Consider the following 19,697-nt stretch of genomic DNA (forward strand, 5'->3'; position numbering starts at 1 on the left):
CAGGTTAAGGAACGCCTTCGCATCCAATATGGCCATGTCGCCGACATCAAGCCCCGCGGGCGAGGTATCGTCGCCTCATGGCCGTCACCGTTGACCGGCATATCGCGGAGAAAGAGTTTGCTGTCGAGGACATGTCGACAGGCATTTTCGCCAGCGGCTATGGACATGTCGGTGATGGGCGCAGTTTTTCGTTCCATATCGAACACCGCTCGTTGGTCGTCGAAATTTACCGACCACGCCTTGCCGGGCCGGTTCCCCAGGCCGATGAGGTGGTCGCCACGGCCGTCCGCAGCCTGGTCGAGATCGACCTGACCGACGAGCGCAGCCTGATCGCCGCCGTGCGCGACTCGGTGGCGCATGCGACGCCCGTCTCGCCGTAGCCGTTAGCCCGCCCGCACCGGGTACGGTCGTGGTCGTGGTTGCGCCAACCTCTCCGATGCCCCGGTTGGGCCGCGCGGGATGACGGTCATCCTGTTGCGGCACGGCCGATCCAGCTCGAACACGGCCGGCGTCTTGGCGGGCCGCTCGGAGGGCGTCGACCTCGATGACAAGGGCCGCGATCAGGCCGCCGGGTTGATCGACCGGATCGGCGACCTGCCCATCCGCGCGTTGATCAGTTCGCCGTTGCTGCGGTGCCGGCGCACCCTCGAGCCGCTCGCCGAGGCGCTCTGCCTGGAGCCGCTGATCGATGATCGGCTGGCCGAAGTGGACTACGGGGACTGGACCGGCCGCAAGATCGCCGAGCTGGCCGCCGAGCCGCTGTGGCGGGTCGTGCAGGCGCACGCGAGCGCGGCGGTGTTCCCCGGCGGCGAGGGGCTGGCGCAGGTGCAGGCGCGCGCGGTGGCCGCCGTCCGGGAACACGATCGCCGGCTGGCCGCCAAGCACGGCGGCGACGCCCTGTGGGTGGCCTGCACTCACGGTGATGTCATCAAGGCGGTCGTCGCCGACGCCTACGGCATGCACCTGGACGCGTTCCAGCGGGTGACCGCCGACCCGGCTTCGGTGAGCGTGATCCGCTACACCGAATTGCGCCCGTTTGTGTTGCACGTCAACCACACCGGAGCGAAATTGGCTGCGGCGCTGCGGGCGGGCCCACCGCCGCAGGATGAGGCCCAGGATGGGTCGCGGGCCAAGACGGACGGCGAGTCCCCGGCGGCACCAACGGAACAGCCGGCCGCGGTCGTGCCGTCCGGCGACGCGGTGGTCGGCGGCTCGACTGATTAATTCCGCTTAAAACAGGCGGGGCGGGGCAATCGGATCGCACGGCGAAGGCAACAGCCGGTATTTTGGAGGTGCCATGGCCCGCGCAATTCACGTCTTCCGCACACCCGACCGCTTCGTGGCCGGGACCGTTGGTCAGCCCGGAAACCGCACCTTCTACATCCAGGCGGCGCACGACTCGCGGGTGGTGTCGGTGGTCCTGGAGAAGCAGCAGGTTGCGGTGCTGGCCGAGCGCATCGGTGCGCTGCTGCTGGAGGTGAATCGCCGGTTCGGCACGCCGGTCCCCCCGGAGCCGGCCGAGGTGGACGACCTGAACCCGTTGATCACACCGGTGGATGCCGAGTTCCGGGTCGGAACCATGGGGCTGGGCTGGGATTCGGAGGCCCAGACCGTGGTGGTCGAGTTGCTGGCCGTCACCGACGCCGAGTTCGACGCGTCGGTGGTGCTCGACGACACCGAAGAGGGCCCCGACGCGGTGCGGGTGTTCCTGACGCCGGAGTCGGCGCGGCAGTTCGCGACGCGCTCCAACCGCGTCATCTCGGCGGGGCGTCCGCCGTGCCCGCTGTGCGACGAGCCGTTGGACCCGGAGGGCCATATCTGCGCACGCGCCAACGGTTATCGGCGCAGTGCGCTGCTCGGGCCTGACGATGAACTTGAGGCCTGACGACCGTGAGGTGTTGCGGAACGGCGAGCTGACGGTCATCGGACGCATCCGCTCCGCCAGCAACGCCACCTTCCTGTGCGAGTCCACGCTCGGCGAAGCGACCGTGCACTGCGTCTACAAGCCGATCTCCGGGGAGGCCCCGCTGTGGGATTTTCCCGACGGAACGCTGGCCGGCCGGGAACTCGGCGCCTACCTGATCTCGACGCAGCTGGGGTGGAACCTGGTGCCGTACACCATCATTCGCCACGGGCCGGCGGGGCCGGGCATGCTGCAGCAGTGGGTGCAGCAGCCCGGGGACGCGGTGGACAGCGATCCACGGCCGGGGCCGGACCTGGTCGACCTGTTTCCCGCCGGCAGCCAGCAGCCGGGATACCTGCCCGTGCTGCGCGCCTACGACTACGCCGGTGACGAGGTCATCCTGATGCACGCCGACGACATCCGGCTGCGGCGGATGGCGGTGTTCGACGTGCTGGTCAACAACGCCGACCGCAAGGGCGGCCACGTCCTGCGCGACCTGGACGGCCACATTTTCGGGGTCGACCACGGCGTGTGCCTGCACGTCGAGAACAAGCTGCGCACGGTGCTGTGGGGCTGGGCCGGCAAGCCGATCGACGACCAAACCCTGAAGGCGGTCGCCGGCCTGGCCGACGCCGTGGGCGCGGAGCTGGGGGATGCGCTGGCCGAGCACATCACCCGGGCGGAGATCGCCGCGTTGCGCAAACGGGCGCACGCGCTGTTGAACGATCCGGTGATGCCGGTTCCCAACCGGCACCGGCCCATTCCGTGGCCGGCCTTCTAAGGCGATGCCACGGGTTCAAACGGCGCAGGGGCCGTCGGAGATACTGATTCGGTGAGCCAGGGCCCGGACGAGCTGACCGACGCCGCACTGGCTGCCGAACTCGCCGCCGACGCCGGGGAACTGTTGCTGAAAGTGCGCGACGAGGTCGGCTTCGGTCACCCGTGGGCGTTGGGCGACGCCGGTGATGCCCTGGCCAACGAGCTGATCCTGCGGCGGCTGCGCGACGAGCGCCCCGACGACGCGGTGCTCAGCGAGGAGGCCTACGACGACCTGGTCCGGCTCAAACGCGACCGGGTGTGGATCATCGACCCGCTGGACGGCACCCGGGAGTTCTCCACGCCCGGCCGCGACGACTGGGCGGTGCACATCGCGCTGTGGCAACGTCCCACCGGCGACCCCGCCAACGGCCGCCGGGAGATCACCGACGCCGCGGTGTCGCTGCCGGCCCGCGGGAACACGGTGTACCGCACCGACACCGTGACCGCCGACGCCGCGCGCGTCGGCATCCCGCACACGCTGCGGATCGCCGTGAGCGCCAGCCGGCCGCCCTTCGTGTTGCACCGCATGCGCCAGTCGCTGGCGATCCAGCCGGTGGCGATCGGGTCGGCGGGGGCCAAGGCGATGGCCATCATCGACGGCGACGTCGACGCCTACCTGCACGCGGGCGGCCAATGGGAATGGGACAACGCGGCGCCGGCCGGGGTCGTGATGGCCGCTGGCATGCACGCCTCGCGGCTGGACGGTTCGCCCATGCGCTACAACCAGTTCGATCCGTACCTGCCCGACTTCGTGATGTGTCGTGCCGAGGTGGCGCCGATCCTGCTCGCCGCCATCCGCGACGCGTGGCGCTGAGCCAGCGCGTTTAGAGTCGTTGGCATGCAGTCGTGGGCGTCCCCGCCGGTTCCGGTTTTGCCGGGACGTGGGCCGGAGCTCCGGCTGTTCGACACCTCCGATCGTCAGGTGCGCCCGGTGGCGTCCGCCACTGGCCCTGGTTCGGACGCGACCATGTACGTCTGCGGCATCACCCCGTACGACTCCACCCATCTCGGCCACGCGGCGACGTACCTGACCTTTGACCTGGTGTATCGGCAGTGGCTGGACCTGGGCCACACCGTGCACTACGTGCAGAACGTCACCGACGTCGACGATCCGCTCTTCGAGCGGGCCCTCCGCGACGGTGTCGACTGGCGGGAGCTGGGCGATCGCGAGGTCGCCCGGTTCCGCGAGGACATGGCGGCGTTGCGGGTCCTGCCGCCGCGCGATTACGTCGCGGCCACCCAGGCGATCCCCGAGGTGGTCGAGCTGGTCGAGAAGATGCTGGCCTCGGGCGCGGCCTACGTGCTGGACGGCGATTACCCCGACGTCTACTACCGGGCCGACGCCACCCCGCAGTTCGGCTACGAGTCCGGCTACGACCGCGAAACCATGCTGCGGCTGTTCGGGGAGCGCGGCGGCGACCCGGACCGGCAGGGCAAGAGCGACGAGCTCGACGCGCTGCTGTGGCGGGCCGCACGACCGGGCGAACCGAGCTGGCCGGCACCGTTCGGCGACGGCCGGCCGGGCTGGCATGTGGAGTGCGCGGCGATCGCGCTCAGCCGCATCGGCAGCGGCTTGGACATCCAGGGCGGCGGGAGCGACCTGATCTTCCCGCATCACGAGTTCACCGCCGCGCACGCCGAATGTGTCCGTGGCGAACGGCGATTCGCCCGGCACTACGTGCACGCGGGCATGATCGGCTGGGACGGGCACAAGATGTCCAAGAGCCGCGGCAACCTGGTGCTGGTGTCGACGTTGCGGGCGCAGGGCATCGCGCCGGCGGCCATCCGGCTGGGCCTGCTGTCCGGGCATTACCGCGCGGACCGGTTCTGGAGCCAGCAGGTGCTCGACGAGGCCACCGCCCGCCTGGGGCGCTGGCGCAGCGCGACGGCGCTGCCCGCCGGCCCGGACGCCGCCGACGTGATCGCGCGGGTGCGCCAATACCTGGCCGACGACCTGAACACACCCAAAGCGCTTGCGGCGCTTGATGGTTGGACCACCGACGCGCTCGAATACGGTGGTCACGACGTGGACGCGCCGAAGCTGGTGGCCACCGCGATCGACGCGCTGCTTGGGGTGGAACTGTGAAAGCGGTACTTTGACGCCCATGACGTCGCTGCAGGACAAAGTCGTTTTCATCACCGGCGGTGCTCGGGGAATCGGTGCCGAGGTGGCCCGCCGGTTGCGCGACAAGGGCGCCAAGCTCGTGCTCACCGATCTCAACGACGCCGAGCTGAGCGCACTGGCCGCCGAACTGGGCGAGGACCGCGTGCTGACCGCCGTCGCCGACGTGCGTGACCTGCCTGCGATGCAGGCGGCCGCGGCCCAGGCCGTCGAACGGTTCGGCGGCATCGATGTCGTCGTGGCCAACGCCGGCATCGCCAGTTACGGGTCGGTGCTGCAGGTCGACCCCGAGGCGTTCAAGCGGGTTCTGGACATCAACGTCCTCGGCGTCTTCAACACCGTGCGGGCCACGTTGCCGGCGGTGATCGAGACCCGCGGCTACGTGCTGATCGTCTCGTCGCTGGCCGCGTACGCGGCGTGTCCGGGGCTGGCCCCCTACAACGCGTCGAAGGCCGGCGTGGAGATTCTCGCCAACGCGTTGCGGCTGGAGGTGGCGCACCGCGGCGTCGCGGTCGGGTCGTCGCACATGTCGTGGATCGACACCGCGCTGGTTCGCGACAGCGAGGCCGACCTGCCCGCCTTCGGCAAGCTGCTGGCCAGCTTCCCGTGGCCGCTGAACAAGACCACCACCGTCGCGAAATGCGCGGACGCGTTCGTCAAGGGCATCGAGGGCCGTCGCAACCGGGTCTACTGCCCCAGCTGGGTGGCCGCGTTCCGCTGGATCAAGCCGGTGCTGTCCACCTCGGTCGGCGAGTTGCCGCTGCACAAGCCGACGTCGGAGCTGCTGCCCGAACTGGACGCCCAGGTCGCGGCGCTCGGGCGGTCCACCAGCGCCTACAACCAGGGACTGGGCAAGAAGGTTTAGCCCGATGGCGGCGACCCGCTGCACTCGGCGTCGCCGAGTTTGCGATCGCCGCTAGCCCGATGGCGGCGACCCGCTGCACTCGGCGTCGCCGAGTTTGCGATCGCCGCTAGCGCCCGAAGCCGGGCCGGCGGCGGCGCAGATACCGCTCGAACTCGGCGGCCAGCGCGTCGCCGTCGATCTTGCCCAGCGCCTCGTTCATGTCGACCTCCGCATCGCCGCGCTGTTCTAGCGACAGCACGTATTCGGCCAGGTCCTCGTCCTCGGCGGCCATCTCGGTGATGGCCTGCTCCCACTCCTCGGCGTCGGTCGGCAGGTCGGCCAGCGGCACCTCGATGTCGAGCACGTCCTCGACGCGGCGCAGCAACGCCACCGTCGCCTTCGGGTTGGGCGGCTGAGACACGTAGTGCGGCACGGCCGCCCAGAACGTCACGGCGGGGATCCCGGCGGCCACGCAGGCGTCCTGGAACACCCCGGCGATGCCGGTCGGTCCCTCGTAGCGGCTCTCCTCGAGCCCGAAGCGTTTGGCCGATTCGGGGGAGTACGCCGCGCCCGACACCGGAACCGGCCGGGTGTGCGGCGTGTCAGCCAGCAGGGCCCCCAGGATGACCACGGTGTCCACGTTGAGTTTGTCGGCGATGGCGACCAGCTCGGCGCAGAAGGTGCGCCAGCGCATGTTGGGTTCCACGCCGTGCATCAACACCACGTCGCGGTCGCTGCCCGGCGGCCGGCAGTGGGAGATGCGCATCGCCGGCCACACCAGCTCCCGGGTCACCCCGTCGACCTGCCGAATGACCGGGCGGTTCACCTGATAGTCGTAGTACGCCTCGTCGTCGATCTCCAGGATCGGGTCGGCTTCCCAGATGGCCTCGAGGTGCTCGAGCGCGTCACTGGCCGCGTCGCCGGCGTCGTTCCAGCCCTCGAACGCCGCCACGACGATGGTGTTGTGCAGCTCGGGCAGTTTGGCTTCACCGAAGGGTGGGCCATCGGACGGGGTCACAGAATCAGCGTACGGCCTTTGCGGCCGATGTTCGGCCTTCCCCGGCAGGGACCCGTCATCCTCCGGGGGCATTCCCTTCCGACGACTATCCTGAATGGGGTGACTGCCGACCTGACCCGGGACGACGTCAACCACCGGCGACCCGGTCGAGACGAAATACGCTCGGCGTCAAACTGGTTAACCTTGGCAAATACCCCGTGGCCGACAGGATCCGCGAGCCGTCGGTCGCGGCGATTGGGTTGGGCGTCCAGACGTCGAGCGACAACGTAGACTTTTCACCGTCGAGAGGCGTTGCAACGGATCCGGGTCCCCCGTCGGTATCCGCCACGCTCGGCAGAGTCGACGTTGTTGACGAGAAGGACGCCTTCCGCTACGGAAGGAACGTACGTGAGCGCCGCTGATACGAAGACATTCGCGCCGAACATCCGTCCCGACTGCACCGACGACCTGACGGCAGCCCTGCGTCAGCGGATCATGGTGATCGACGGCGCGATGGGCACGGCGATCCAGCGGGACCGGCCGGACGAGGCCGGCTACCGCGGGGAGCGGTTCAAGGACTGGCCGAGCGATCTCGTCGGCAACAACGATCTGCTCAGCCTGACGCAGCCGCACATCATCGAGGGGATCCATCGCGAGTACCTCGAGGCGGGCGCCGACATCCTCGAGACCAACACGTTCAACGCGAACGCGATCTCGCTGTCCGACTACGGCATGCAGGAACTGAGCTACGAGCTGAACTACGCCGGCGCCGCACTTGCGCGGGCGGCGGCCGACGAGTTCAGCACCCCGGACAAGCCCCGCTACGTCGCCGGCGCCCTCGGGCCGACCACGCGGACCGCGTCGATCTCGCCGGACGTCAACGATCCCGGGGCGCGCAACGTCTCGTACGACCAGCTGGTCGCCGCCTACCTCGACGCCGCCCGCGGCCTGGTCGACGGTGGTGCCGACCTCATCATCGTCGAGACGATCTTCGACACGCTGAACGCCAAGGCGGCGGTGTTCGCCATCGAGACCCTGTTCGAGGAACGCGGGCGCCGCTGGCCGGTGATCATCTCGGGCACCATCACCGACGCTTCCGGGCGGACGTTGTCCGGTCAGGTCACCGAGGCCTTCTGGAACTCGATCAGGCACGCCCGGCCGATCGCGGTCGGGCTCAACTGCGCCCTGGGTGCGCCGGAGATGAGGCCGTACATCGCGGAGATGTCGCGCATCGCGGACACTTTCGTCTCGTGCTACCCGAACGCCGGTCTGCCCAACGCCTTTGGCGAGTACGACGAGTTCCCGACGCGGCAGGCCGGCTACATCGCCGAATTCGCTGACGCCGGGCTGGTGAACCTGGTCGGTGGTTGCTGCGGGACGACGCCGGCGCACATCGCCGAGATCGCCAAGGTCGTCGAGGGGAAGCCGCCGCGGGACGTGCCGGAGATTCCGGTGGCCACCCGCCTCGCCGGCCTGGAGCCGCTCAACATCACCGACGACTCGCTGTTCGTCAACATCGGTGAGCGCACCAACATCACCGGTTCGGCCCGGTTCCGCAACCTGATCAAGGCCGAGGACTACGACACCGCGCTGTCGGTTGCGCTGCAGCAGGTCGAGGTCGGCGCGCAGGTCATCGATATCAACATGGACGAGGGCATGATCGACGGCGTCGCCGCGATGGACCGGTTCACCAAGCTGATCGCGGCCGAGCCGGACATCAGCCGCGTCCCGGTGATGATCGACTCGTCCAAGTGGGAGGTCATCGAGGCGGGCCTGAAGAACGTGCAGGGCAAGCCGATCGTCAACTCGATCTCCATGAAGGAGGGCGAGGAGAAGTTCATCCGCGAGGCGCGGTTGTGCCGCAAGTACGGGGCGGCCGTCGTCGTGATGGCCTTCGACGAGCAGGGCCAGGCCGACAACCTGGAGCGCCGCAAGGAGATCTGCGGTCGCGCCTACCGGATCCTGACCGAACAGGTCGGCTTCCCGCCCGAGGACATCATCTTCGACCCGAACTGCTTCGCGCTGGCGACCGGTATCGAGGAACACGCGTCCTACGGGATCGACTTCATCGAGGCCTGCGCCTGGATCAAGGAGAACCTGCCCGGCGTGCACCTCTCCGGCGGCATCTCGAACGTGTCGTTCTCGTTCCGGGGCAACAACCCCGTCCGCGAGGCCATCCACTCGGTGTTCCTGTTCCACGCCATCAAGGCCGGTCTGGACATGGGCATCGTCAACGCGGGTGCGCTGGTGCCCTACGACTCGATCGACCCCGAACTGCGGGAGCGCATCGAGGACGTCGTGCTGAACCGCCGCGAGGACGCGGCCGAACGACTCCTGGAAATCGCGGAGCGGTTCAACAGTTCGGAAAAGTCCGAGGACCCGGCGGCCGCCGAGTGGCGCGGCCTGCCGGTCCGCGAGCGGATCACCCACGCCCTGGTCAAGGGCATCGACGCGCACGTCGACGAGGACACCGAGGAACTGCGGGCCGAGATCGCCGCCGCGGGTGGTCGCCCGATCGAGGTGATCGAGGGCCCGCTGATGGACGGCATGAACGTCGTCGGCGACCTTTTCGGCTCGGGCAAGATGTTCCTGCCCCAGGTGGTGAAGTCGGCCCGCGTGATGAAGAAGGCCGTGGCGTACCTGCTGCCGTTCATCGAGGAGGAGAAGGAGCAGAACGGCACCGCGGCGGCGAAGGACACCAACGGCACCATCGTGATGGCGACGGTGAAGGGCGACGTCCACGACATCGGCAAGAATATCGTCGGGGTTGTCTTGCAGTGCAACAACTTTGAGGTGATCGATCTCGGTGTGATGGTGCCCGCGAGCAAGATCCTGGATGCGGCGAAGGAACACAACGCCGACATCATCGGGCTGTCCGGCCTGATCACTCCCTCGCTGGACGAGATGGTCAACTTCGCCGCGGAGATGGAACGCGAGGGCTTGGAGATCCCGCTGCTGATCGGCGGCGCGACCACCTCCCGCGCCCACACCGCGGTGAAGGTGGCGCCGCGCCGTTCCGGGCCGGTGGTTTGGGTCAAGGACGCGTCGCGCTCGGTGCCGGTCGCCGCGGCGCTGCTCGACGACAAGCAGCGTCCTGGCCTGCTCGAGGCCACCGAGGCCGACTACGCATCGCTGCGGGAACGGCACGCGCAAAAGAACGAGCGGCCGATGCTGACCCTGGAGAAGGCTCGGGCGAACCGGACGCCGGTCGAGTGGGACGGCTACACGCCGCCGGTGCCCGCGATCGGTGCGGTAGTACGGGAATTTCAGGACTACGACCTCGCCGAGTTGCGCGAATACATCGACTGGCAGCCGTTCTTCAACGCCTGGGAGATGAAGGGCCGCTTCCCCGACATTCTCAACAACCCGGCCTCGGGCGAAGCCGCCCGCAAGCTGTACGACGACGCCCAGCAGATGCTCGACACCGCGATCAAGGAGAAGTGGCTGACCGCCAACGGGGTGATCGGGTTCTTCCCGGCCAACGCCGTCGGCGACGACATCGAGGTCTACACCGACGACACCCGCTCCGAGGTGCTGACCACGCTGCACAACCTGCGCCAGCAGGGCGAGCACCGCGACGGCATCCCCAACCGGTCGTTGGGCGACTACATCGCGCCCAAGGACACCGGCCTGGCCGACTACGTGGGCGCCTTCGCCGTCACCGCGGGGCTCGGCAGCCAGGAGAAGATCGCGGAGTTCAAGGCGGCGCTCGACGACTACAGCGCGATCCTGCTGGAATCGGTCGCCGACCGGCTGGCCGAGGCGTTCGCCGAGCGGATGCACCAACGAGTTCGCAAGGAGTTCTGGGGATTCCAGCCGGACGAGCAGCTGGACAACGAGGCGCTCATCGACGAGAAGTACGTGGGAATCCGCCCCGCGCCCGGCTACCCGGCCTGCCCGGAGCACACCGAGAAGGTGACGCTGTGGAAGCTGATGAATGTCAAGGAGCGGACCGGCATCGAGCTCACCGAGTCGATGGCGATGTGGCCCGGCGCGGCCGTCAGCGGCTGGTACTTCTCGCACCCCCAGTCGCAGTACTTTGTGGTCGGCCGGCTGGGCCAGGACCAGGTCGCCGACTACGCGAAGCGCAAGGGCTGGACCTTGAAGGAAGCCGAACGCTGGCTCGCGCCCAACCTCGGCTACAACCCGGAGGATTGATCCAGAGTTGAACCGCATCGCCGATATCGCCACCGACATTGTCGCCGAAGCCGTCAATGTCACGGTCCTGCACGTCCGACGCATCGTCGGGGCGCTGGGTACCGCGGTCGACCGCACGAAGCGCGAGGTTGGCGATTTAGCCTGGGATTACGGCGATTTGGCGGCCAGCGTCCGTTCCTCGGCCCGCCGCAGCCGCACGTCCACCGGGGGCGACGGCCAGGTGACGCACGGCGAGTGCGGCGCCGACGTGATATCGATCGATCGGCGTCGTCGAAAGGCCAACTGAGACAACGCCCATAGGTGCAGGCCCTAGATGTGCAGCACGGAACCCAAGGCGGACAGCGGGATATGCGCTTGCACCGTGCCCCCGTCCATGAACCACTGCATGGCACCGGGCGTGAAGTTGAGCGGCTCGTCGTGAGCCACGGGGTAGTCCGGCATGTACAGGATCAATTCGTCCGGCGTCAACGCCCAGGCCTTGTAAGCCCCGGAGTAGACCTTGTCGGGAGTCCAACGGTCGAGGACAAACGGGTAGGTGCCCGGATCATGCGGTGGGGGAGCCTGATTGAGCGCCGTCTCAACGAACGGCGCGGCCACCGGCGGGATCGCGGTCAGCGGGTTTGACGTTGTCAGGTCGGCCAGCTGCACCCGACGGCCGCTTGCCATGTCGAATGTGAAGGTCCGGTAGGCGTTGTTCGGCTTTGGCCCGTCGGCGTGGTAATCCTCGTGGAACACCGCGCTGAGCAGGTTGCCGTGCCGGAACACTTCGAAGTTCTCCTCGCCGTAGCTGTCGGCGGCCATGCTGGTGTTCGCCGTCTTCCAGTTGGTGACCAGGGTTTTCAGATAATCGCGCACCACCGGGCCGGTAGTCGGGTTGTCGACCAGGTCCGGCACCGCGACCTTGATGTCCCGCACGGCTTTGCGTTCCGATGTGACCGAGGTGTGACAGTACTGGCCGTCCCAGTCGCCGCCCAGCTCCCCGCAAAATGAAGGAGCGGACGCACTTGCCGGGACGGCGGTGGAAATTGTTGTGGCAACTACCAATACGGCTGCCGTCGACAATTCCTTGAGCATCACATCATCCCGTCGGCTCAGAGGAGCTGGACTTTACTTGCCCGCCAGCGACCGTCGACCTTCTCCATGGTCATCTTGATCCTGCTGCGGTCGATGCGCGGGTCGGGAGCGGCGGTATTGGTGACGGTCTGGTCGATAAAGACCAGCACGACAACCCTATTGGTGGACGCCGACTGGACCGCCGAGTCCACCACGACGCCGTGCGCGGTCGCCTTGTTGTCGATCAGCAGCTGGCGAAGTTTGACGCTGGATTGGGTGTACATGTCCTTGAACTCGCCGGTCGCACCGTCGAGAACCTGCCGAAAGTTGTCGTCGACCTTGTTTGAATCGATGCTCGTCAGCACCTGCGCGTAGGCGATGGCCGCCTGTTGGGCCTGCTCGCCCGCGAGCCTGACTTGATGCTCTTGCCACTGCCGCCAGCCGAGGAACCCCGAAAGGGCAAGCGAGGCAATCAGCAGCATCGGCAGGGCACCGCGGCGCAGATAATGTTTCCAGGGCCGCTTGCGGCGCTCGGTATCGGGGCGCTTGCGCTTGAGCAACGCGCCCTCGCCCTCGCCCTCGTCCTCGCCCTCGCCCTCGCCCGTGGTCGTGTCGTCGAGACCAGCGCGCGCCTCGTCGGCGTCGTCGTCAGTGACGTCCGAAGCTGCGGCGCCCGAGTCCGCTTCGGCTTGCACGTCGGCCTTTGGGTTCTTCTTAGTGGTCACGGCCACGATCATCTCCTAGGGATCGGCTCGAATGGTTGGGGTTCAGTGGGGTGGTTCGATCGGCAGAGGCGGGCCACCGTAGGGGGTGGGAATGGTGTAGCGGCCCCGCGGGGTCGGATCTGTGCGCGCGCCCAGGTCGGCGCCCGGCGGCGGCCCGGCGGTGTCGTCGCCCCCGGGCCGGGGCGCGTTCTTGGCGCCGCGGATGGAGACGGCGGGGTCGTCGTCCCGGCAGTAGGTGTACATGAACGGTTCGTAGTAGTCGGCGGCCGAGGAGGCGTGCGACGGTGTCCCGTAGTCGCACACATAGCGGGGGTAGAGGTCGGCCGTCGCCCACACGCCTTGATCGTGAAAAGTGCTTGCGACGGCGTCCAATACCGATCCGCGGTAGTCGGGGAACAGCGCGTTGAGTGCGGGCACTCGCACATAGAGCAGCTGCGACATGGTGGCCATGCTGCCCAGCAACTGCACCATGGTGTCGGAATTGTCGGTGAAGAGATTGTCGACGGCGGACAGGGTGCGCGGCGTCTGCTCGGTCAACCGCCGATATCCGGTCTGCATCCGGGCGACGCCGGTGAGCGTCTGGTTGAGTTCCCTTGCGGCAGCGCCCAAGCCGGCGTTCTTGTCGTTTGCCAGGGTGAGAACGACCCGGCTGGTCTTGTTGATGCTGGTGGTTTGCGGCAGCACCGAATCGAGCGTCGAAAGCAGGAACGTGCCGCCGTCGACAATGGCGGTCAGCTTCGCCGGGCCTTCCTTGCTCAAGCTCAATTCCTTCTTGATCAATTCGATCTTGTGGGGGTCGACTTGGGCCAACAGTCCGTCGGCGTCACCGAGCAACTGCGCCAAGCTGACCGGGACGGTGGTGTGGTCCAAGGCGATGAGGCTGCCGTCGCGCAGATACGGCCCGGCATCCGAGGCGGCTTCGAAGTTGATGTACTGCTCGCCGGCCGGCGAGAGCGCGGACACGTGGACAACGCTGTTCGCCGGGATTCGCACCGTCGACGCGATGCTGGCGACTGCGTTCACACCGTTGTCGGTGATCTGCAAAGACTCGACACGACCAACGCGCACTCCGCGCAGCGCGACGTCTTGATTGGGCAGTAGGCCGCCGGAGTCGGGCAACTGCACGGTGACGCGGTAGGACGAGGCGAACGGCTTCACCCGCAGCGCGCCGATGAGCAGATAGGCGGTCGCAACGACCAGGATGAGCACTAATCCGGCCACCGATAGCCAGACCTGTTGCCGATGGCCGGTGCGTACCGCCCGGACGATGAGGTTGGCGACGTCGTCGATGGCGCGGGTCATGGGTTCGGTCCTGGCGGGGGTCCGGGGGCGACGTCGATTTGACCCGGAATGTTCGGGTCCGGAATGACCGGAACCTGCGGTGAGTTCGGGCCGCGGCCGACCACCCGCTCCTGCAGACGCCACAGCGTGTATTTGAGCGTGCCGACGAGCAGGTTCACGTTGTAGTGGTGTGGTCCGTGCAGCCCGATGTCACCGGGGAAACCGATGTCGGGTATCGACCCGAGCATGATCTTGTCGACGCCCACATTCACCGAAATCGAATTGCCCGCCGTGGATTTGACCAACGCGGGTATCAGCCGGTTCAGCGCGAGCCAGCTGGTGTCCGGGCTCACCGCAACGTCGTTGGCGGCCGCGGCGACCGTGTTCAGGTCGCGGATCAGGCTACGGCCGCTGGTGTCCGTCCCGCCGATCGAGGGAAACCTGGCCAGCAACCGGGACGTGTCACCCACCTGCACAGCCAGGTCGGCCAGCTGGGTGGTGTTGCCGGCCAGGGCCGAAGTGGCGGGACTGGCGGCCCCGACCAGGTCGCTGATGGTTTGGTTCTTGGCGTCGAGTTGGTCGGCCAGGCGCGACAATTGGCTCAATGCGGCGGTGATCTGATCCGACCGGGAATCCAACCGCCCGAGCAGCTCGTTGGACTTGCGGATCATGTCGCCGAACGCCTGGCCCTGGTCACCGGTTGCCTTGCCGAAGCCGTTGATGATGTTGGTGAAATTGCGAACTGCCCCCCCGTTCACCAGAATCGCCGCCGAGCTCAGCACGGACTCGACGGTCGCCGCCGCCGCCGTCGAATCCAGGCCGATGGTGTCCCCGTCCTTCAACGGGGGCCCGTCCGGATCGCCCGCGGCCGGCGGCTTCAGCGCGACGAACACGTCGCCCAACGGTGTCGCGGTGCGCAATTCGGCGGTGCTGCCGCGGGGCAGTTGCACGCCGTCGCGGATGCGCAGTCGCGTTACCGCGGTGTAATTGCGTGCCACCATCGATTCGAGCTGTCCGACATCGGCGCCGGCGAGCTTCACCTTGGCGTTCATCGGCAGGTTGAGCGCATTGGAGAAGACGGCGTTGAGCGAATAGCCTCCGGACCCCAGCCCCGGGGCCGGAAGGGGCAGGCTGGCAAGGCCGTTCGTGGCGCATCCCGCGGTAACCATTGCCGCGGCCGCCGCCGCCAGCATTGCCCGCATACCCGCTGCCATCATTTCTGCCCCATCGCGGCCATACCGTCCAGCACATAGGTCAATCCGAAGTCGGGACCGAAATCCTGGATCGTCCCGGTGCTGCAGCCGAGTTGCCGAAGGCCCATGAGGTTGCAGATCTCTTTGGTGTACTGACTGTCGAAAAGCAGCCGATCGGTTAGGAAGCGGGCACGCACGCTGCCGTTCGCACGGTCCACCATGTTGTAGGCGTTGTCAGCCACCAGCGGGGCCAGATCCAGAAGTTCGGCCAGGTCGCGCCGCTGGTCGGTCACCATCTGCAGCGTCGCGTTGCCGCCCCGCGCGGACTGCTTGATGTTGTCGCGGTTGGCGTCGAGCAGGTCGCCGGCGCGCTGGATCAGTTCGTTGAGCCTGCGGCCGGTGGTTCCGCTGCCGATGTCCTCGTCGGCCATGATCTGGCTGACTTGGTGGATGGTGGAGGCGAATTCGCGCAACTTCGTGTCATTGGCGGTCACGGCGTCGAACAGCGTGCTGATGTTCTTGACGATCGTGGTGATCTGCTCGCGAGTCGTCGCACCGCGGTCGCTGGACAAGCGCAGAGCCGTCGACAGTTCACCGAGCGCCGCTTTGATCTTCTCGCCGTTGCCCTTCACTACGTCGGTGCCGCCGCCCAGCACGTCGGCGACCGGACCGCCACCGCGGCCGTCGCCCTCGAGTGACTTGGTCACCTTGTCCAGAACATTGAGAACGCTGCTGAATTCGACGGGCGTCTTGGTCCGGGGCAATCCGATGGTGTCGTGGTTCTGAAGGGCCGGTCCGCCCCGATACGGCGGGGTGAGTTCGATTTGGCGGTCGGTGAGGATAGAGGTCGACACGGTGACCGCTTGCGCGGTGGCGGGAACTTTGACGTGGCGGTCGACGGTGAACTCGACCTCGACGTAGCCGCCCTTGGCCGTGATCTTGGTGATGTTGCCGACCGGCATGCCCAGCACCGCCACCGCATTGCCTTCGTATAGGCCTGAGGCGCTGTCGAATTGGGCGGTCAGGGTAATGCTGTCCTCGTCGGACCCCAGGTACCACCAACCGACGCCGATCGCCGCGGCGATCACCGCGATGGTGGCGGCGACGGCAAGCACCTTCGTTCTAAGCATGCCCGTGGACCTGTTCGCCCGGCGCCTCACTGGCAGTCCTTGAAGTACTGGATCATGCCGAATTGCTTGGCGCGGCCGCTGATTGCGCACATCCACGAGTCGATCAACGGAACGTTGGGGGCGTTGAAGTTGATCGCGTTGCCGTCGCCGGTGAGGTTGGCCGCTTCCCGGAAGAAGATCGGGCTGGTCTGCAGCATGCTGTGCAGCAGGTCGTCGTGTTGAGACATCAAGTTGGTGAAGTCGCGCATGTCCTTGATCAGCGATTCCAGGCCCGAGCGATCATTGACCACGACCTGACCCATGGTGTCGACAAGGCTGGACAGGGATCGCATCATCGCGTGGAAAACCGCTCGCCGCGCGACGAATTGGCCGAGCAGGTCTTGACCCTGGTCGACCAGATTTCCGATACCAGCCTGCTGGCGCCGCAGCGTGTTGGTCACCTGCTCCGTACTGCGCAACAGCTGTCCGAGTTGGTCCCGCCGGATCGCGATGATCGAGGACAGGGTGTGGATGTTTGAGATCGCCTGCGGCACAACGGCCGGCAGGCCCTCGAGCTGCTTGCCGAGCACCGCCAGCGATTGCGCGAACCTGTCGGAGTCGACCTGCTCGAAAGTGGTGCTGGCATCCTGCAATGCGGCCTGCAGGTCGTAGGGGACTTCCGTGTGCGCCAGGTCGAAGGTGTTGTCGGGCAGTCGCGCGGGGCCGTTGGGTTCCAATGCCAGGTAGCGCGAGCCCAGGATAGTTGTCACCTTGATCTGTGCCCGGGAGTCCTTGCCCAGGGTGATGTTGTCCCGGACCTTGAGCCCCGCCTCGACGTGGTCGCCAACGAGTTTCATGCTCGTGACGTTGCCCACCGGAATGCCCGCGACCACGATGGGGTTGCCGGGCCGGAGCGAGGCGGCCTGCAGGAACTCCGCGGTGTAGTGCCGGTAGCCGGCGCCCAGGGCGTGCACGAGCAACATGACTCCGATGACCACCGCGACCACCGCGACGGCGATGAACCCAAGCCACGTCTTGCTGTAGCTTTCCAGCGGACGCTTCCTCATCCGCTCCCACACGGACGCGTCAGCCATCGGCCGTGCTCCTGCATCTCGGGCTGTGCCACGCCTTGTTACCCGGCGTGGCGGCGTTGACGATGATCGGCACGACATCGTTGAGGCCGGGGAAGAACCCCATGAAGTTCACGTCGCAGACGTAGGCGTTTCCATAGGCGCCCTGATTGCCAACCCTGGTGAGTCCCTTGAGCAGCAGCGGTATGTTGTCGCCGAAGAACGCGACCTGAGGTTCGACGTCCATCAGGTGTTTGGTGACACCGGGCTGACGGTCAATGAACTCGCGCAGCGCCGGGTACACGTCCGCCGCGGATGTCGACAGCCGCCCGGTCACCCGAGCCAGGGAACCCACCGACGCAACCAGTTCCGGCCGGCGCACGTCGAGCTCGCCGACGATGCTGCGGGTCTCGGTGATCACGCCGTCGAGGTCGTCGTTCTGCCGGGCGAGGTTGCCCATAACCTTGTCGAGGCTGGTGATCACGCTTCCGAGCGCCTGGTCTCGGCCCGCGAATGTCTCTGTGAGAGTGGAGGTTTGGCCGACCAGCGTGGCCAGCGAAGACGTGTCGCCCTGCAGCGACACAATGATGCCCTTGGTGAGGTTGTCGGCGTCGTGGGGGTTCAGCAGGCTGAACAACGGTTCGTAACCGTTGAGCAGCGTGGTGACGTCGAATGATGGTTCGGTGCGGTCCAGCGGGATGGTGCTGCCCGGTGGCAGCAGTTCCGGGCTGCCCTCCTTGCCCAACGACAGTCCGAGGTAGCGCTGGCCGACGATGTTCTGGTATGTCACCGACGCGAGGGTGTTGCCGAAGAGCCGCTGTTCCTGCTGCACCACGAACCAGACCTTCGCCAGTTTCCCGTCCAACTCGATCTTTTCCACACGACCGACGCGGACTCCGGCCATACGGACGTCGTCGCCTTCGCGAAGCCCGTACACGTCGCTGAACACCGCCGCATACTTGGCGGTATTGCCGGCCACGTCGCGCCGCAGGCTCACGTACACCAGCCACGTAAGCGTCACCGAGACGACCATGAACAGGGTCAGGGCGATGAGTGGGCCGCGAAACTTCATTTGGCCTCCCCGGCCGGCTGCGCGAGTGACACCGTGGTTCCCCGGGCGACCGGACCCAGCAGCAGTTCGGTGGCTTCACTCGGCGGACCGCCGGTGATCACGCCCAGCACGATGCGTTCGTACTGGCTCCCAACGGGTCCCACATTCCCCCCGAAACGAGGGACGCCGAACGACGCCTGCGGAATCCAGGGCGCCTTGGGTGCCACCGGCGCGACCCACGGTTCGTGCGGTTGCGGTGTCGCGGGCGCCCCGGGCGAGGGGTTATCGGGATTCGCGCTCCCGGGCACGGGTGGCGACGGCGTAACCCCCGCGGGCAGGGGAGGGTTGGGATCGGACAGGTTGGGATTCGGGTTGATCAGCGGCGGGCCCACGGCGACGAGGTTGCCGTCGGGACCGATGACCGTGCCGGGGGGCGGTGCCAGATCCTTGGGCGGCTGATAGTTCTGCGGCAGCAGCACTTCGGGCAGATCGGGGCGCACGGGAACCAGCGGTGCGGTGAAACAGCTCGGTCCCTTCAGCTCGCCGTAATGCGGACAGTCAGCACGCGTGTAGGTGGAGCTGGGCGTGAACGTCAGCATCGCGCGCATGTTGCCGAGGTTCGTCCGTGGGTTCCACACCTGCTCCATGAACTGGGTGGCCAGGTTGTCCAGCTTGACCACCGCGGGCACAAAGTTGTTCGACTTTTGCGCAAGCACCCCGAGCACCGGGGTGAAATCGGTGGTGATCTGGATGAGTTGGTCGATGTGGTTGCCGAACGACTGACGGGTCGTGCCGACTGTGTACTCGGCGCCCGAAAGCAGGGTCGCCAGCTGCCCCCGCGTCTCGGCGAAGGTCCGCATCGGCTCGACGGCCTGGTGCAGGGCATCGAGAAGGTCGGGGGCCGTCTGGGCAAGCCCGGTGGTCGCATCCAGCAGTGCGGACACCGTGGACGGGCCGGTGTCAGTGCTCACGATCGAATTGAGCTGATCGAGAAGGCGATTCAATTGGGCACCGGCGTCCAACAGGGCGACGCGGCGGTGGTCGGTGGCGGCGCCCAGCGCGGCCAGAATCCCGACGGACCGGTCGTCGCGGCCACGCCCCGCCGCGGCAAGCACATCGCGTAACTTGCTCACCGTCGTCTGAAACAAAACGGTCGGAAGCCGCTTGTCCTCCGGAATGTGGGCGCCGCCGCGGATTTTCTCGCCGGAGCCCCCCTGGTTGGGGGAGCCCACCAACTGAACCGACGACACGGCGAAGACATTGCTGGGCACCACCCTTGCGGTCACGGTGGCCGGAATCGACTTCGCGAATTCCTCTTTGAGGTCGATGTGGACATAGTTGGGCTTGCCCTGCGCCTGTCTCTTATACACAT

The 19,697-nt window shown here is 67.1% G+C and carries 18 protein-coding genes; 9 read left to right on the top strand and 9 right to left on the bottom strand.

Annotation, left to right across the window (positions count from 1 at the left end; translation table 11 throughout):
* Positions 1 to 77 precede the first annotated feature (77 nt).
* The 7 genes from WU80_RS13570 to WU80_RS13600 all read left to right on the top strand — a co-directional run bounded on the left by WU80_RS13570 (position 78) and on the right by WU80_RS13600 (position 5,709).
* Positions 78 to 380, top strand: a complete 303-nt coding sequence (locus tag WU80_RS13570; RefSeq protein WP_055403379.1) for a hypothetical protein — start codon at positions 78 to 80, stop codon at positions 378 to 380.
* Between the two features lie 79 nt (positions 381 to 459).
* On the top strand, positions 460 to 1,224 hold the full coding sequence (locus tag WU80_RS13575; protein ID WP_055403378.1) for a histidine phosphatase family protein: 765 nt from the start codon (positions 460 to 462) through the stop codon (positions 1,222 to 1,224).
* 73 nt (positions 1,225 to 1,297) lie between these two features.
* Positions 1,298 to 1,885 (top strand): DUF3090 domain-containing protein, encoded by a 588-nt coding sequence (locus tag WU80_RS13580; protein ID WP_055403377.1) that lies wholly within the window; start codon positions 1,298 to 1,300, stop codon positions 1,883 to 1,885.
* Positions 1,869 to 2,684, top strand: coding sequence for an SCO1664 family protein (locus WU80_RS13585; RefSeq protein WP_055403376.1), 816 nt, complete (start codon positions 1,869 to 1,871; stop codon positions 2,682 to 2,684). Before WU80_RS13580 ends, WU80_RS13585 begins: the two co-directional genes overlap by 17 nt.
* A 51-nt stretch (positions 2,685 to 2,735) precedes the next feature.
* Positions 2,736 to 3,536: a 3'(2'),5'-bisphosphate nucleotidase CysQ gene (locus WU80_RS13590; protein ID WP_055403375.1), complete on the top strand. Its 801-nt coding sequence runs from the start codon at positions 2,736 to 2,738 to the stop codon at positions 3,534 to 3,536.
* Between the two features lie 24 nt (positions 3,537 to 3,560).
* Complete coding sequence (mshC, locus tag WU80_RS13595; RefSeq protein WP_055403374.1) at positions 3,561 to 4,808, top strand: cysteine--1-D-myo-inosityl 2-amino-2-deoxy-alpha-D-glucopyranoside ligase; 1,248 nt, start codon at positions 3,561 to 3,563, stop codon at positions 4,806 to 4,808.
* 19 nt (positions 4,809 to 4,827) lie between these two features.
* Complete coding sequence (locus tag WU80_RS13600) at positions 4,828 to 5,709, top strand: SDR family oxidoreductase (RefSeq protein WP_055403373.1); 882 nt, start codon at positions 4,828 to 4,830, stop codon at positions 5,707 to 5,709.
* A 106-nt stretch (positions 5,710 to 5,815) separates the two neighbouring features.
* On the opposite strand, the gene WU80_RS13605 is transcribed toward WU80_RS13600, so the two are convergent.
* Positions 5,816 to 6,706, bottom strand: a complete 891-nt coding sequence (locus WU80_RS13605; RefSeq protein ID WP_055403372.1) for a PAC2 family protein — start codon at positions 6,704 to 6,706, stop codon at positions 5,816 to 5,818.
* A gap of 387 nt (positions 6,707 to 7,093) precedes the next feature.
* Between WU80_RS13605 and metH the strand changes: the two genes are divergently transcribed.
* A complete protein-coding gene (gene metH, locus WU80_RS13610) occupies positions 7,094 to 10,843 on the top strand; it encodes a methionine synthase (RefSeq protein ID WP_156349551.1) in 3,750 nt (1,249 codons plus the stop codon).
* 7 nt (positions 10,844 to 10,850) lie between these two features.
* Entirely contained in the window at positions 10,851 to 11,129 is a 279-nt protein-coding gene (locus WU80_RS13615) for a hypothetical protein (RefSeq protein WP_055403371.1), read from the top strand.
* 23 nt (positions 11,130 to 11,152) lie between these two features.
* Here WU80_RS13615 and WU80_RS13620 read toward each other — a convergent pair whose 3' ends face one another.
* The 8 genes from WU80_RS13620 to WU80_RS13655 form a co-directional block, all read right to left on the bottom strand.
* Positions 11,153 to 11,917, bottom strand: a complete 765-nt coding sequence (locus tag WU80_RS13620) for a mannan-binding family protein (RefSeq protein ID WP_055403370.1) — start codon at positions 11,915 to 11,917, stop codon at positions 11,153 to 11,155.
* 17 nt (positions 11,918 to 11,934) lie between these two features.
* Positions 11,935 to 12,633 carry a tetratricopeptide repeat protein gene (locus tag WU80_RS13625; protein WP_055403369.1) on the bottom strand — a complete coding sequence of 233 codons (699 nt, stop codon included), beginning with the start codon at positions 12,631 to 12,633 and terminating at the stop codon, positions 11,935 to 11,937.
* A 30-nt stretch (positions 12,634 to 12,663) separates the two neighbouring features.
* Positions 12,664 to 13,923, bottom strand: coding sequence for an MlaD family protein (locus WU80_RS13630; protein WP_055403368.1), 1,260 nt, complete (start codon positions 13,921 to 13,923; stop codon positions 12,664 to 12,666).
* Positions 13,920 to 15,119 carry an MlaD family protein gene (locus tag WU80_RS13635; protein ID WP_055403367.1) on the bottom strand — a complete coding sequence of 400 codons (1,200 nt, stop codon included), beginning with the start codon at positions 15,117 to 15,119 and terminating at the stop codon, positions 13,920 to 13,922. The genes WU80_RS13630 and WU80_RS13635 overlap by 4 nt, the downstream gene beginning before the upstream one ends.
* On the bottom strand, positions 15,116 to 16,225 hold the full coding sequence (locus tag WU80_RS13640) for an MCE family protein (RefSeq protein ID WP_055403366.1): 1,110 nt from the start codon (positions 16,223 to 16,225) through the stop codon (positions 15,116 to 15,118). Before WU80_RS13640 ends, WU80_RS13635 begins: the two co-directional genes overlap by 4 nt.
* 26 nt (positions 16,226 to 16,251) lie before the next feature.
* The gene (locus tag WU80_RS13645) at positions 16,252 to 17,298 is read right to left on the bottom strand and encodes an MCE family protein (protein WP_055403365.1); all 1,047 of its coding nucleotides are present in this window, start codon (positions 17,296 to 17,298) and stop codon (positions 16,252 to 16,254) included.
* A complete protein-coding gene (locus tag WU80_RS13650; protein WP_055403364.1) occupies positions 17,291 to 18,346 on the bottom strand; it encodes an MlaD family protein in 1,056 nt (351 codons plus the stop codon). Before WU80_RS13650 ends, WU80_RS13645 begins: the two co-directional genes overlap by 8 nt.
* The coding region (locus tag WU80_RS13655; RefSeq protein WP_055403363.1) for an MCE family protein at positions 18,343 to 19,697 on the bottom strand (1,355 nt) is incomplete at its 5' end. The genes WU80_RS13655 and WU80_RS13650, both read right to left, overlap by 4 nt.

Source organism: Mycobacterium sp. UM_11 (genome assembly GCF_001414075.1).
Lineage (GTDB): Bacteria > Actinomycetota > Actinomycetes > Mycobacteriales > Mycobacteriaceae > Mycobacterium.